This is a genomic window from [Mycobacterium] fortunisiensis, from assembly GCF_019050325.1.
Taxonomy (GTDB): Bacteria; Actinomycetota; Actinomycetes; order Mycobacteriales; family Mycobacteriaceae; genus Mycobacterium; species Mycobacterium fortunisiensis.
Window position 1 is genome coordinate 171879 of sequence record NZ_VOMB01000019.1, and the last position, 14241, is coordinate 186119.

Consider the following 14241-nt stretch of genomic DNA (forward strand, 5'->3'; position numbering starts at 1 on the left):
GTCAGTCCTTGTCCACGTCGAAGGCCGGCGACTGGCCACTGCTGGATGAGCCACCGTTGAGTTTGGCGAAACGCGGCTCATCGCCGAGGGATTCGCTCAGATCGTCGATCACGTCGACATCGGGCAGCAGCGGCGCGATGTCGGGCAGATCCGACAGCGAAGTCAACCCGAGGCGCTCCAGGAACAGCTCGGTGGTGGCGAATGCCACTGCCCCGGAGTCCGGATCGGTGCCGGCTTCGGTGATGAGGCCGCGGGCCAGCAGAGTGCGCATCACCGCGTCCACGTTGACGCCGCGCACCGCACTCACCCGGGCCCGGGTCACCGGCTGCCGGTAGGCCACCACCGCCAGGGTTTCCAGCGCGGCGCGGGTCAGCTTGGACCGGGCACCGTCGAGCAGGAGCCGCTCGACGTACGGCGCGTAGCGCGCCCGGGTGTACATCCGCCAGCCGCCGGCGGCCTCACGCAGGTCGATGCCGCTGTCGCGGACCTCGAACTCTTCGGACATCAAGCGCAGCTTGGCCATCACCCGGTAGGCAGGCTGGTCGGTGGCCGAGGCCAGCGCGTCGACCGTCACGGGCGTGTCCACCACCAGCAGCAACGCTTCGAGCACCGCGCCCAGTTGATCGTCGTCGAGCTCACTGTCGTCGAGGTCACCGTCGTCGAGATCGGGAACCGTCGCCACGTCGATGCCCAGTTCGTCTCCGACCGGGTTCGCTGAACCCGGGGCATCATCGGACTGAACTCCGGAATCGGAGATCTCGTCAGTCATTGTTCTCGCTATTCTTCCGCATCAGCGGTTGCCAGATGTTCGCTGGTCGGCCGATCTCCGGTCCACGAAACCTGGAGCACTCCAAGCGGTTCTGGTTGCTCGAATGCTACCGCCTTGGCCCGGAAGAGTTCGAGCAGCGCCAGGAAGCGCCCGACGATCTGGAGTCCGTCGGTACATTCGGCCACCAGTTCAGCGAATGTGGCCCACTCACCGATACCGCGCTGTTCCAGCAGCGCGATGATCCGATGCGCCTGCTCGGGCACCGACACCTTGGGCGCGTGGATGTGGTCGGTACCCACCGTGGGCACCGGTCGCGGGGTGAAGGCGGCCGCCGCGATCTCGGCGAACTTGGCAGCATCGACACCCAACATCACCTCGGGCAGCAGGTCGGTGTAGCGGTCCTCCAGCGACACCGCCCGCGGATAGCTGCGCAGCGCGGCAGCCTCCAGTTCGGCGAACATCAGGGCGACGTTCTTGAAGGCCCGGTACTGCAGCAGCCGCGCGAACAACAGGTCACGGACTTCGAGCAGGGCGAGGTCTTCTTCGTCGTGAACTTCGCCCGAGGGCAGCAACCGGGCCGCCTTCAGATCCAGCAACGTGGCCGCGATCACCAGAAACGCCGTGGTCTCATCGAGTTCCAGCCGGGCGCCGATCTCCTTGGTGTAGGCGATGAAATCGTCGGTCACCTGGTGCAACGCCACTTCGGTGACGTCGAGCCGATGCGCGAAGATCAGCTGCAGCAACAGGTCGAACGGGCCTTCGAAGTTGGTCAGCCGGACCTGGAATCGGGTCTGCTCGTCCGCGGTGGTCCGGTGATCGGGAGCGGCCTGGGGGTCGGGAGATTCAGCCCCGGCCGCAGCATCGGCACCGTCGGTGGTCGGGGTGTTCAGGACATCGTTCACGCGCCGAACCGGTAGATGACTTCGCGCGCCAGCGATCGGTAGGCCAGCGCACCGCCCGATTTGGGCGCCCAGGTGGTGATGGGTTCGCCGGCCACGCTGGTCTCCGGGAACCGCACCGTGCGGGTGATCACAGTGTCGAACACCAGGTCGCCGAACCGCTCCACGACCCGGGCCATCACCTCGCGCGCGTTCACCGTGCGCGGGTCATAGCGGGTGACCAGGATGCCGCTGATCTCCAGCTTCGGGTTGAGCCGGTCGTGCACCTTCTCGACGGTGTCGGTCAGCAGCGCCAGCCCGCGCAGCGAGAAATACTCGCACTCGGTGGGGATGATCACCCCGTCGGCGCAGGCCAGTCCGTTGACGGTGAGCAGACCCAGCGACGGCTGGCAGTCGATCAGCACATAGTCGTAGCGGTCCAGCACCGGGTACAGGGCCCGGGCCAGCGACTGCTCCCGGCCCACCTCGTTGACCAGCTGGATCTCGGCGGCCGACAGGTCGATGTTGCTGGGCACCAGGTCCATGCCGCTGACCCGGGTCTTGATCAGCACGTCGTCGATCGACACCCGCGGTTCGACCAGCAGGTTGTGCACGGTGTGCTCGAGCTCGTAGTGCGGCACCCCGAGCCCTGCCGACAACGCGCCCTGCGGGTCGAGGTCCACCAGCAGCACGCGGCGCCCGCATTCGGCCAGGCTGGCGCCCAGGTTGATGGTCGAGGTGGTCTTGCCGACCCCGCCCTTCTGGTTGCACATCGCGATGACCTTGGCCGGGCCGTGTGTCGTGCGGGGCAGTGGTTCGGGGATGTCGCGCGGTGGGCGCCCGGTCAGACCGAGCTCGGGGCCGTGGTGTTCGAACAGGCCGTCGTGTCCGCCGTCACTCATACCCCACCCCTGGTCAGGTATCCCGCAGTCTCGGCGCACATCCCGGCAAGTTTAACGTCGGGACGCTGCCAGGACGGGCAGACCCGCGGGCAATCCGACGCATATGGTGTGCCGCGAGCGGTCAACGCGCCCGCGGGTGCGCACCGGCCCAGACTTCACGCAGCGTGTGCACGGTGACCATGGTGTAGATCTGCGTGGTGGTCACCGACGCGTGTCCCAGCAGTTCCTGCACGACGCGGACGTCGGCGCCGCCGTCGAGCAGGTGGGTGGCGAACGAGTGCCGCAAGGTGTGCGGGGACACCGCCGAGGTGATGCCGGCCCGCTCGGCCGCATCCTGCAGCACCTGCCAGGCACTCTGCCGGGACAGGCGTCCGCCGCGGGCGTTGAGGAAGATCCCGGGCGTGCCGCGTCCCCGCCGGGCCAGGTCCGGGCGGCCACGCACCAGGTAGGCGTCCAGCGCGCTGACCGCGGGCCGGCCGATCGGCACGAGCCGCTGTTTACCGCCCTTGCCGCGCAGCAGCACCGAGCGCGCCTGGGTGTCGACGTCGTCGAGGTCGAGGCCCACCGCCTCGGAGATCCGTGCGCCCGTCGAGTACAGCAACTCCAGCAGCGCGCGGTTGCGCAACGTCAGCGGGCCGTCGGCGTCACTGTCCCCGCCGGCCGCTTCCAGCAGCGCGAGCACCTCGTCCAGGCTGAGGCTCTTGGGCAGCCGCCGGCTCGGGGTGGGCGGTTTGACCGCCCGGGCGACATCGTGTTCGGTCATGCCCTCGGCAGTGGCGAACCGGTGCAGCCCACGGACCGCGACCACCGCCCTGGCGGCCGACACTGCCGACAGCGCGCCCGCTCCGGAGTCGGGATCGCCCTGCCGCAGGGCGATCAGGAAGTCACTGACGTCGGTCTCGGCCACCCTGGCCAGATCCTCGATCCCGCGCTGGGTCAGGTGGTGACTGTAGCGGCGCAGGTCGCGCCGGTAGGAGCTCAAGGTGTTGGCTGCCACGCCCCGCTCGATCGTCAGGTGATCGAGGTAGCCCTGCACCTGGTGGTCCAGCACGGTCTGCCGGGCCGCCGGCGGCGTCGGTGAGCCGCTTGCGCGAAGAGCAGACCGTTCTGTCACATGCGGCCTTTGCGCCGCCTGAACGCAGTGGGCCGGTCGGTCCACTGCGCCGTGACCGGCCGCAGCGTGTCCGGGTCGGACATCGCATGTGCCGCCAAGATGCCTGCCACCGCAATCGAATTCACGATGTCGCCGGAGAAGACCTGCCGCACCGCATCCTTCAGCGGCACCCGCTCGACCACCAGGTCGGCTTCTTCGTGTTCGGCCTCGGGACGTCCGACGTCGCTGAGCCCGGTGGCCAGGAAGACCCGCACACTTTCGTCGCAGAACCCGGGCGTGGAATCCAGGTCGACCAACACGTGCCAGTGCTCGGCCGCCAGGCCGACCTCTTCGGCGAGCTCGCGGGCCGCGGTCACCTCGGGTGGTTCGCCGTCGAGATCGAGCAGCCCGGCCGGCAGTTCCCAGAGTCGACGCCCGAGCGGGTGGCGGTATTGGTACACCAGGACGATGTTGCCGTCGTCATCGAGCGCCACCACCGCCACCGCACCGTAGTGCTCCACGACTTCACGCCGGGCCGATCCACCCCCGGGCATCTGTACCTCGTCCGCGCGGACCGCGAAAATGTTTCCGACGTAGACGGTTTCGCTGGAGGCGGTCTCGAAGTCGTGTTCAGCCACGGACGTCGGATTTCTCCCGGGTCTGCCCCACCGGTCTGTCGGCTGCCACGACTCCCACGGTGTCCTCGCCCTCGACGTCTTCGGTGAACTGCTCGGGAAGGTCCATGCCGGGCAACCGTTCCTCGGCCTTGTAGGCCAGCGCCGCACCGATGAACGCCGCGAACAGTGGATGCGGCCGGGTGGGCCGGCTCTTGAGTTCGGGGTGGGCCTGGGTGCCGACGAGGAACGGATGGATCGCCGGGTCGTATTCGACGAACTCCACCAGGTGGCCGTCGGGCGAGGTGCCGCTGAACCGCAAGCCGCTCTTGGCGATCCGGTCTCGGTAGGCGTTGTTGACTTCGTAGCGGTGCCGGTGCCGCTCGGACACCTCGGTGCTCTCGTAGGCCTGCGCGACGATCGAACCGGCCTGCAGCACCGCGGGGTAGGCGCCCAGTCGCATGGTGCCGCCCAGGTCGGCCTCGCCGGCGACGGCGTCCTCCTGATCGGCCATGGTGGAGATCACCGGGTCCGCGGTCGCCGGATCGAATTCGGCGGAGTTGGCACCGGCGATACCCACGGAGCGGGCCGCCTCGATCACGATGCACTGCAGTCCCAGACACAGCCCCAGGACCGGCAGGCTGCGCTTGCGGGCGTAGGAGATCGCCCCGAGCTTGCCCTCGATGCCGCGGATGCCGAATCCGCCGGGGATGAGCACCCCGTCGACGTCCGACAGCGCAGCCGCCGCGCCGCTCTCGGTCTCACAGTCGTCGGAGGCCACCCAGCGGATCTCCACCTTGGCGCGGTGTTTGAAGCCCCCGGCACGCAGCGCCTCGGCGACCGACAGATAGGCGTCGGACAGGTCGATGTATTTGCCCACCAACGCAATCCGCACCGTCTCCTGCGGCTCGTGCACCCGGCGCAGCAGGTCGTCCCACTCCGACCAGTCCACGTCGCGGAAGGGCAGGTTGAGCCGGCGGACCACGTACGCGTCGAGTTCCTCGCGGTGCAGCACCTTGGGGATGTCGTAGATCGACGGTGCGTCCGGGGTGGAGATCACGCCGTCGATGTCGACGTCACACATCAGGGCGATCTTGTTCTTGAGTGGCTCGGGGACCTCGCGGTCACACCGCAGGATCAGGGCGTCGGGGGTGATGCCGATGCTGCGCAGCGCGGCCACCGAGTGCTGGGTCGGCTTGGTCTTGAGCTCACCGGACGGCGCCAGGTAGGGCACCAGCGAGACGTGCAGGAAGAAGCAGTTGTCCCGGCCGACCTCGTGGCGCACCTGACGGGCGGCCTCCAGGAACGGCAGCGACTCGATATCGCCCACCGTGCCGCCGATCTCGGTGATCACCACGTCGGGGCGCTGTCCGGAGGAATCGGGCTCGGCCATCGCCAGGATGCGGCTCTTGATCTCGTCGGTGATGTGCGGAATCACCTGCACCGTGTCGCCAAGGTACTCGCCGCGGCGTTCCTTGGCGATCACCGTGGAATACACCTGGCCGGTGGTCACGTTGGCCGACTGGGACAGGTTGCGATCCAGGAACCGTTCGTAATGGCCGACGTCGAGGTCGGTCTCGGCGCCGTCCTCGGTGACGAACACCTCGCCGTGCTGGAACGGGTTCATGGTGCCCGGATCGACGTTCAGATACGGGTCGAGTTTCTGCATCGTCACCTGCAACCCTCGCGCGGTCAGCAGCTGACCGAGGCTCGATGCGGTCAACCCCTTACCGAGCGATGACGCCACACCACCGGTGACGAAGAGGTGTTTGGTGGCGGTGTGCGGGTGCTTGCGTAAGGCGGGCAAAAGCATCCTCCGTGACGACTGGCAGGGAATCGCGAAAGCTGCTGTGGCCTGCCGACCCACGGAATCTCACCTTAACACCGACCCCGACAAGCCGGTGCTGACGCGCCGACTCGGCTTACTGCGGGACGGTGACCGACGTCGCACCCTGCCCGGTGCCGTACTTGGCGGGCTTAGCTCCTCCGGCGAGGTCGGCCAGCGCCAGCACGGCGGTGATCTGACCGGCGCTGGTATCGGCGTCGTCGACTGTGCTGACCGCACCGGACAATCCGGCATCTGACCTGGTCACCGCCACCGGACCGGTGCCGGACGCCGATCCCGAGCGGCCCATGAGCACCGTGCCGGCACCGTGCGGCGCCAGGCCCGCGGCGAAACGGGCGGTGGTCACGCCCCGGTTGCCGCCGTCGGCGCCCAGCCCGCCTCCGGTCACGATCAGCGCCGTGTTGGCCGCCGGAATGTGCGCAGCGTCATAGGTCAGGAAGCCGGTGTCGCGCAGTGCCGCGAGCACCGTCTGGCGTTGGGTGTCATCGACCGGTGCGACGGCCGGATTCCGGTCGATCAACAGGGTGATGCCCAACAGGTCGCCGGCCTGGGAGCCCTGATCGACCGCGGCGGTGCTCAACTGCTTGCCGGCCGGCACGATCGGAGAGTTGACGACCGAAAGTAGCTTGTCGGCCGAGTTCGCCTCGACGAACTCACTCGTGAGTGAGATCGTCGAGGTCACGGCGCCGCCGGCGTGACGGATATAGCCCGCGACGGCCTCGACGTCACCGTCGGCGGCGTCGGGGGTGCGAAACACCACCACCGACTTGTCTCGCAACGCGTCACGCACCATCCGGGGTGCCATCTGCGCATCGAATTCCCCTGCGGCATTGAGCTTTTCGTTCAGTGCGTTCTTGCCGTCGGTCAGGGTGTCGATCTGCTGCTGCAGATCCTTCTTGTCGTCACGAAGTCCCGACAGCACGGTGTTGGACAGCAGCCCGGATCCCAGTGCCACCCCGAGCGCCAGCGCCAGGAAGACCGCCGCCAGCGAGATCGCGTGTGCGCGTAGCGTGATCACAGCTCACCTGCCCACTCAGCTGACCAGACCCTGCACCCACAGCGTGAAGCGGTTCCAGTAGTCGATGATCCAATCGAACACCGCACCGTCGGCGCGCGACACCCACAGCGCCACGACCACGGCCACCATCATCGCCAGCACCAGCAACGCGATCGCCCCGCCGGACACCCGGCTGCGGTAGAGCGTGGCCACCGCCTTGGCGTCGACGAGCTTCTCGCCCACCTTGAGCCGGGTCAGGAACGTGGACGGGTTGCTGCGCTGGCGGGAACGGTCGAAGAACTCCTCGATCGAGGCGGTGTGACCAGCGGTGACGATGAGCGAGGCACCGTGGTGATCGCACAGCAGCAGCGCCAGGTCCGCCGCTGATCCGGCGGCCGGGAACGTCATCGCCCCGACGCCGAGGTCCTGGATGCGCTCCAGGCCGGCCGCGTGCCCGTCGGCATCGGCGGGCAGGACCACCTGCGCACCGCAGCGCAGCACCTCGACGCTCATCTTGTCCGGGTCACCGACGATCAGTGCCGGGCGGTAGCCCGCCTTGCGCAGCACGTCGGCGCCGACCCCGACGCCGACCAGTACCGGCTGATATTCCTTGATGAACGGCTTGAGCGCCTTGAGGTCGTCGGCGGCGTTGGGCTCCTCGGCCACGATCACCACGTGCCTGCGGTGCAGGTCAACGTCGATGTTCGGGATTCCGATCCCGTCGATGAGCAGTGGGCTCTCGCTGCGGATGAACTCGATGGTGTTGCCGGCGAAGGCTTCCAGATGCGCGACCAGGCCACTCTTGGCGTCGTGCATCAACTCGTGGATCTCTTGGTCGTTGCGCTCGGTGCCCACCGCGATGCGCCGGTCGCCGGAGTAGACGCCGCCGTTGTTCAACCGGACCCGTGCCCCGTCCTTGATCTTCTTGAAGACGTCAGGGCCGGCCTCGTCGATGAGCACCACACCGTTGGCGACGAGCACCTCGGGTCCCAGGTTCGGATAGCGTCCCGAGATCGACGGGGAGGCGTTGACCACGCCGGCGACCTGAGCCTCCACCAACGCGTCGGCGGTGATCCGGTCCAGGTCCTGGGCGTCCAGGACGACGATGTCACCAGGTCCGATGCGTCGCATCAGCCGATCGATGTCGCGGTCCACTCGAGCCGTGCCGGTCACTCCCGGGCGGGAACTGGCGTTGCGGGTCAGCAGTGTGGACATCTTCATGCCCCGATTCTGTCGGGCATCGCGCATCAGACGACGGAGGCGCGCCGTAACACCAGCCTCACAAGTTGGCTTTTGTCACATCAGTAACAGGAGACTAGGGTGTGTTGCGCTCCTGTTGAGCGGCCTCCAGCAGCTCCCTGGCATGCGCCCGCCCGCTGTCGGACTCCCCCAGTCCGGCCAGCATCCGGGCCAACTCGGCCACCCGGTCGTCGTCCTCGATCCGCCGCACACCACTGGACTTGGCACGGCCGTTGCCACTGTCGACCAGCAGGTGCGCATCGGCGAATGCCGCGACCTGCGGCAGGTGCGTCACCACGATGACCTGGTGGGTGCGCGCCAACCGGGCCAGCCGCCGGCCGATCTGCACCGCGGCCCGGCCCCCGACGCCGGCATCGACCTCGTCGAACACCATGGTGGTCCCCGCCGTCGACGCCGACAGCACCACCTCCAGCGCCAGCATCACACGCGACAGCTCACCGCCGGACGCGCTCTTGGCCAACGGCAGCACATCGGCGCCGCGGTGGGCGGTGAACCCGAACTCCACCGCGTCGACGCCGTCATGGCCGGCGTGCAGGAGTTCGCCGCCGGCCATGGTGACCGGCGCCGAATCGTCGGCCCGCGCCGGCATCGGGGTCACGTTGATCGTGAACACCGCATTGGCCATGGCCAGGCCGGCCAGCTCCGAGGTCACCGCCTTGGCCAGGCCCTTGGCCGCCTTGGACCGGGCCTTGGTCAGCTCCCCCGCCGCCGTGACCAGCTGGGCCTCCAACTCGGCCACCTTGCGATCCAGCGCGGCCAGGCTCTCCTCGGACACATCGAGCTGTTCCAGACGCCCAGCCGCGTCCCGCGCCCACTCCAACACCCCGTCGACATCGGCGGCGTACTTACGGGTGAGGGTGCGCAGTTCGGCCTGACGCGCCAGCTTGGTCTCCAAAGTGCTGGCGTCACTGGGCAATTCGGCGAGATAGTCGCCCAGCTCCCCCGACACGTCGCTGATCACCGCCATCGCCTCGGCCAGCCGCGCGCCCAGCCCCTGCAACACCGCGTCATCGGTGGACTCCAGCGCGGCCTGGGCCCGGCCGACCGCGTCGGCCGCCGACACCGAATCCGGTGCGGGCTCTTCCAACTCACCGGCCAGCGCGAGCCGGGCCAGCTGCGCGGCCTCGCGCAGCGCATCGAGCTCCGAGAGCCGGCGGATATCGGCGACGATCGCCTCGTCCTCACCGGGTTCCGGTGCCACCGCATCGATCTCATGAATCCCGAAGCTGAGCCGGTCGGCCTCCTGGGCCAGCTCGCGGGCCCGACGCCGACGGTCGCTCAGATCACGACGCGCCGCAAGCCATTCCTCGCGGATCCGCCGGTAGCGGGTCAGCGGCTTGTCCACCTCGGCATACCGGTCCAAGGCCGCCCGCTGTTCGTCCGGCCGCATCAGCCGCAGCTGGTCGTTCTGGCCGTGCAGCGTCAACACCTGGGCGGTGAAGCTGCTCAACGATTTGGCCGGTACGCTGCGGCCGCCCAGGTACGCCCGCGACGGCCCGGCCCGGCTGACCGAGCGGGCCGCGATCACGCTGCCGTCGTCATCACGCTCGGCACCGGAGGCATCCAGGATCTCCTCGATCCGCCCCGACACCTCCTCGCCGAGTTCGATTGTGCTGAACCGGCCTTCCACCACGGCCCGGTCAGAACCCGAGCGCACCCGGGTGGCGTCGGCACGGGCGCCACCCAGCAGGTGCAGGCTGGTGACCACCATCGTCTTACCGGTACCGGTTTCACCGGTCAGCACGGTCAGCCCGCGGTCGAATTCCGCGGTGGCAGCGCTGATCGCGCCCAACGACTCGATACGGATCTCCGACAGCACAGGTATCTACTGTCCCCGCCATCCGGTGACCGGCAGCCGGAACTTGCGCACCAACCGATCCGTGAACGGGGCCGAATCCAACCGCACCCACTTCAGCGGCGTATCACAGCGGATCACCTCGAGGCGACCACCGGCGGGCACCACCATCTGCCGCCGGCCGTCGCAGAACACCAGCGCATCATTGCCACTGGCCTCGATCTCGATGGCGATGCTGGCCGCCGGACTGGTCACCATGGGACGGGCGAACAACGCATGAGCATTGTTGGGCACCACCAGGATCGCCTCCAGATCGGGCCACAGCACCGGCCCGCCGGCCGAGAAGGCGTACGCCGTCGACCCGGTCGGAGTCGACACCAGCACACCATCGCAGCCGAACGACGACACCGGACGGCCATCGACCTCCAACACCACGCCGAGCACCCCGAGCCGGGGCCCCTTCTCCAGGCTGGCCTCGTTGAGCGCCCACCCGCGGTTCACCACATCGGCACCCACCCGCACCGCGATGTCGAGGGTCATCCGCTCCTCGATGCGATAGTCGCGGTCGATGACGCGCTCGAGCACGTGGTCGATGGCCTCCGCCTCGGCCTCGGCCAGGAACCCGATACGGCCCAGATTGACTCCGAGCACCGGGATCTCGACATTGCGGGCCAGTTCGGCGGCTCGCAGGAACGTGCCGTCCCCGCCGAGCACCAACACCAGCTCGCAGCCGTCGGCGGCCCGCTCCTCGGCGTCGACCACCTCGATGTCCACCCCGAGGGCGCGCATGTCGTCGGGAGCCAGGTGCAACGGGCCACGGTCCACCGCCTCGGCCGAGAGCACCTTCAGACCAATTCCGTTGTCGCCGAGCACCTTTTCCACCCGGCGGGCAACCTCGGTGGCCTCGTCGCGGCCGGTGTGCACCACCAGCAGGATCGTGCGTTCAGTCGTCATTGCGGTCCCTCCTCGACCGCCCGCCGCACCGCCTGTTCGAGCGCGTCGCCCATCAAGGCGCGTTCCGTCTCGGCACGCAGGTGCAGAAAGTACTCGACATTGCCCGAGGGTCCTGGGAGCGGGCTGGCCGTCACATCGACAGCATGCCACTGCAATGTGGCCGCCTTGCGGGCGACCGTGCACACCGCGTCGATGCGCAGTTCGGGATCTGACACCACGCCACCGGCGCCCACCCGGTCCTTGCCGACCTCGAACTGCGGTTTCACCATCGGAACGATATCGGCGTCCGCGGCGGCACAACCGGTGAGCGCCGGCAACACCGTGCCCAACGAGATGAACGACAAGTCCGCCACGATCAACTGCACCGGGCCACCGATCGCCTCGGCCGTCAGTTCCCGTACGTTGGTGCGCTCCAGCACCTGTACCCGCTCGTCCGACCGCAATGACCAGGCCAACTGGCCGTAGCCGACATCGGCGGCCACCACCTCGGCGGCGCCGCGATCGAGCAGCACCTCGGTGAACCCGCCCGTCGAGGCCCCGGCATCGAGGCAACGCCGGCCCTCGACCGCGACGTCGAACACCTCGAGCGCGCCGATCAGCTTGTGCGCACCCCGGGACACCCAGGCGCGTTCCGCGGAGGCGATCACCGTGATGTTGGTTTCCGGGGCGACCGCGGTGGCCGGCTTCGCCGCCGGCATGCCGTCGATCCGGACCCGGCCGGCGTCGATGAGTTCAGCCGCCTGCTGACGCGACCGGGCCAGCCCCCGCCGCACCAGCTCGGCGTCAACGCGAGCGCGCCGCGCCACCGGCGCTCACCTTCCGGTCGCCTGCGGTCCGCCCGATTGCCCCCGGTCGACGGATTCGAGGGCCGCCACGAGCAGATCGTGGGCCTGCTCCAGCCGCGCAGCCACCACGTCGATGTCCATGCCCTCGAGCGCGGAGGGGTCGGTCGCCGGGTCCGGCACGTCGGCCAGCACCGCAGCGACCTGCGCACGCAGTTCGTCGGGATCCATAGTCATAACGACACTCACGCTAGTCGATGGCGCCCTGTTCGACCGGCACTGACAGCAACGACCATCGCTGCAACGCGGCGCGGGCGGTGTCGTCGCCCGCCACCACCGTCAGGGTGCCATCCTGGTCGGCGTTCCACACCGCGTCCGCGGTCGCCCGCACCACTGCCAGATCGTCGTGCGGGTCCTGCCCGGTGGCATGAACGGTCACCGTGTTCGCCTGCACCTCGGTCCGCCAGGCCGGCTGCGGTCCGATCCGCAGCAGCTCGGCGTCGGTGTGCAGTCCGCGCAGGTCCGCAGCGAGATATCCGGGGCGTTCCGCGGGGATCGCATGGACGGCCTCGCGCGCCGTGCTGACCCCGGTGAGCACCATCAGACTCGGCAGCCCGGCGGCGAGGGCACCGGCGATGTCGGTGTCGAGTCGATCTCCGATGACAAGGGCACTGGCGAACGTCCCCCGGCTCAACGCGTCCCGCATCAGCGTCGCCGCGGGCTTGCCGGCCACCAACGGCTGCTGCGCCGTGGCGGCCCGCAACGCGGCAACCAACGACCCGTTGCCCGGCAGCAGCCCGCGTTCCGACGGCAGCGTGAGGTCGACGTTCGTCGCCACCCACAGGGCACCGGCCCGGATGGCCAGTGCCGCCTCGGCGAGGTCGGGCCAGGCCGTGGCCGGCGAGTACCCCTGCACCACCGCAACCGGCCCGTCGTCGAAACTGCGCACCGGGCGCAACCCGACACCACTGATCTCACCGGCGAGGGCATCCGTGCCGACCACGAGAACCGCGGACTCCGGCGGCAGTTGGGCAGCCAGCAGGTGCGCCGCGCTCTGCGCACTGGTCACCACATCGTCGGGTTCGGCGGCGAACCCCAGCTCCCGAAGATGCTCGGCCACCTGACCCGGCGCCCGCGACGCATTGTTGGTGACATACAGCACCCGGGCGGTCACCCCGCCCAGGCTCTCGTGTGCCCCCACGGTCGGCTCGTGACCGCGGAACACCGTGCCGTCGAGATCGAGCAGCAGGCAATCATGTTGCCGTGCAAGCGTGGTCACGTCAGGACAGCTCCGTGATCCGGTCCTCCGCGTCCGTGATGCCTTCGACGTCGGCGTCCGCGGCATGGAGGAACCACTGCAACGCCTCGTCGTGGCGGCCGAGCGCCAGCAGGGTGTCGGCGTACGCATAGAACAGCCGAGACGCCGTCGGGCCCACATTGGTGGGGTCGAGTTGCGGCGTGGACAGGATGGCCAGCGCCTGCTCGAACTGACCCAGATCCGACCGGGCGCCGGCGGCGACGATGCGCAGCTCGTCGGCATCTTCACCGGTGAGCGCGGCGGCCTCGTCGCTGCGCGCCAGCTCCAACGCCCGCTCGGGCCGCCCCACCCCACGTTCACAGTCGGCGATGATCGGCAACAAGGCGGACTTGCTGCCCATCCGGCGGGCGGCCCGCAGCTCAGCCAACGCCTGGGCCCAGTCCCCACCGTGGTACGCGGCGATGCCGACGGCCTCGCGCACCACCGCGATCCGGCCGGCCCGATTACGGGCGGCACGGGCGTGGGCCAGCGCAGCTTCGGGATCCTCGTCGAGTAGCTTGCCCGCCATCACCAGGTGCCGGGCGACGAAATCCGCCGTCGTCTTGTCCAACGTCACCAGTTCTCGACGGACGTCCGGGGCCAGTTCCCTGGCCTCGACGTCCGCGGGCAACCGCGGACCCTCATGCTGCCTGGATTCGGCGTCCTCTGCCGGCTGCGCCTGCCGGGCGCGGCCCGGACCCGACACCCGAGGCGCCCCGCCGCGTTGATCCCGCCCCCGCTGATCACGGGGACGCCGGGGCCCTGAATTGCTTGCTGCGCGGTCGTTGGATGCACGCCGCGGGCGCCGCTCTGCGTCGCCTTGTCTGTCTCCGACCACGTGTGCCTTTCTACCTGCCCTCCCGGAAAGGATACTGGCAGCACGCACGGCTGACATAATCATGTCAATACCGGCGCCGAAATATCCGTCGGGGAATTGTTCGATAAAAACAGATCACCCCCCACGATAAACGTGGGGGGTGATCCTTAATTTGTGTTCGGCGGTGTCCTACTTTTCCACCCGTGTGGGTAGTATCATCGGCGCTGGCAGGCTTAG

Annotated in this window: 14 protein-coding genes; all 14 read right to left on the reverse strand. The window is 68.8% G+C overall.

Translation table 11 applies throughout. From position 1 onward, the window contains the following. Position 1: 1 nt before the first annotated feature. The 14 genes from scpB to FR943_RS16055 all read right to left on the reverse strand — a co-directional run bounded on the left by scpB (position 2) and on the right by FR943_RS16055 (position 14025). Complete coding sequence (gene scpB / locus FR943_RS15990; RefSeq protein WP_218045771.1) at positions 2-769, reverse strand: SMC-Scp complex subunit ScpB; 768 nt, start codon at positions 767-769, stop codon at positions 2-4. 8 nt (positions 770-777) lie between these two features. Continuing rightward, positions 778-1671: a segregation/condensation protein A gene (locus FR943_RS15995; protein WP_372448160.1), complete on the reverse strand. Its 894-nt coding sequence runs from the start codon at positions 1669-1671 to the stop codon at positions 778-780. Continuing rightward, the gene (locus FR943_RS16000; protein ID WP_217158903.1) at positions 1668-2549 is read right to left on the reverse strand and encodes a ParA family protein; all 882 of its coding nucleotides are present in this window, start codon (positions 2547-2549) and stop codon (positions 1668-1670) included. Before FR943_RS16000 ends, FR943_RS15995 begins: the two co-directional genes overlap by 4 nt. Positions 2550-2670: 121 nt before the next feature. Continuing rightward, positions 2671-3597 carry a site-specific tyrosine recombinase XerD gene (gene xerD / locus FR943_RS16005; protein ID WP_217158951.1) on the reverse strand — a complete coding sequence of 309 codons (927 nt, stop codon included), beginning with the start codon at positions 3595-3597 and terminating at the stop codon, positions 2671-2673. Between the two features lie 62 nt (positions 3598-3659). Beyond that, positions 3660-4280: an NUDIX domain-containing protein gene (locus FR943_RS16010; RefSeq protein ID WP_217158904.1), complete on the reverse strand. Its 621-nt coding sequence runs from the start codon at positions 4278-4280 to the stop codon at positions 3660-3662. Next, the gene (pyrG, locus tag FR943_RS16015) at positions 4273-6063 is read right to left on the reverse strand and encodes a CTP synthase (protein WP_218045772.1); all 1791 of its coding nucleotides are present in this window, start codon (positions 6061-6063) and stop codon (positions 4273-4275) included. Before pyrG ends, FR943_RS16010 begins: the two co-directional genes overlap by 8 nt. A 115-nt stretch (positions 6064-6178) precedes the next feature. Then, positions 6179-7120: a copper transporter gene (locus tag FR943_RS16020; protein WP_217158908.1), complete on the reverse strand. Its 942-nt coding sequence runs from the start codon at positions 7118-7120 to the stop codon at positions 6179-6181. A 15-nt stretch (positions 7121-7135) separates the two neighbouring features. Continuing rightward, positions 7136-8320 (reverse strand): putative cytokinetic ring protein SteA, encoded by a 1185-nt coding sequence (steA, locus tag FR943_RS16025; RefSeq protein WP_217158910.1) that lies wholly within the window; start codon positions 8318-8320, stop codon positions 7136-7138. Between the two features lie 94 nt (positions 8321-8414). Then, positions 8415-10178 (reverse strand): DNA repair protein RecN, encoded by a 1764-nt coding sequence (gene recN / locus FR943_RS16030; RefSeq protein ID WP_217158912.1) that lies wholly within the window; start codon positions 10176-10178, stop codon positions 8415-8417. Positions 10179-10184: 6 nt separating this feature from the next. Further along, positions 10185-11108 (reverse strand): NAD kinase, encoded by a 924-nt coding sequence (locus tag FR943_RS16035; RefSeq protein WP_217158913.1) that lies wholly within the window; start codon positions 11106-11108, stop codon positions 10185-10187. After that, on the reverse strand, positions 11105-11914 hold the full coding sequence (locus tag FR943_RS16040; RefSeq protein WP_217158916.1) for a TlyA family RNA methyltransferase: 810 nt from the start codon (positions 11912-11914) through the stop codon (positions 11105-11107). Before FR943_RS16040 ends, FR943_RS16035 begins: the two co-directional genes overlap by 4 nt. A 6-nt stretch (positions 11915-11920) precedes the next feature. Continuing rightward, positions 11921-12127 carry a hypothetical protein gene (locus tag FR943_RS16045; RefSeq protein WP_217158918.1) on the reverse strand — a complete coding sequence of 69 codons (207 nt, stop codon included), beginning with the start codon at positions 12125-12127 and terminating at the stop codon, positions 11921-11923. A gap of 13 nt (positions 12128-12140) precedes the next feature. Then, the gene (locus FR943_RS16050) at positions 12141-13169 is read right to left on the reverse strand and encodes an HAD-IIA family hydrolase (RefSeq protein ID WP_217158920.1); all 1029 of its coding nucleotides are present in this window, start codon (positions 13167-13169) and stop codon (positions 12141-12143) included. 1 nt (position 13170) lies between these two features. Beyond that, on the reverse strand, positions 13171-14025 hold the full coding sequence (locus FR943_RS16055; protein WP_217158921.1) for a tetratricopeptide repeat protein: 855 nt from the start codon (positions 14023-14025) through the stop codon (positions 13171-13173). Positions 14026-14241: the final 216 nt, after the last annotated feature.

Bases quoted from the DNA above. Each gene is read 5' to 3' on its own strand.
- FR943_RS16000 (WP_217158903.1), bottom strand. From the start codon at position 2,549: ATGAGTGACGGCGGACACGACGGCCTGTTCGAACACCACGGCCCCGAG.
- steA (WP_217158910.1), bottom strand. From the start codon at position 8,320: ATGAAGATGTCCACACTGCTGACCCGCAACGCCAGTTCCCGCCCGGGA.
- FR943_RS16045 (WP_217158918.1), bottom strand. From the start codon at position 12,127: ATGACTATGGATCCCGACGAACTGCGTGCGCAGGTCGCTGCGGTGCTG.
- scpB (WP_218045771.1), bottom strand. From the start codon at position 769: ATGACTGACGAGATCTCCGATTCCGGAGTTCAGTCCGATGATGCCCCG.
- FR943_RS16035 (WP_217158913.1), bottom strand. From the start codon at position 11,108: ATGACGACTGAACGCACGATCCTGCTGGTGGTGCACACCGGCCGCGAC.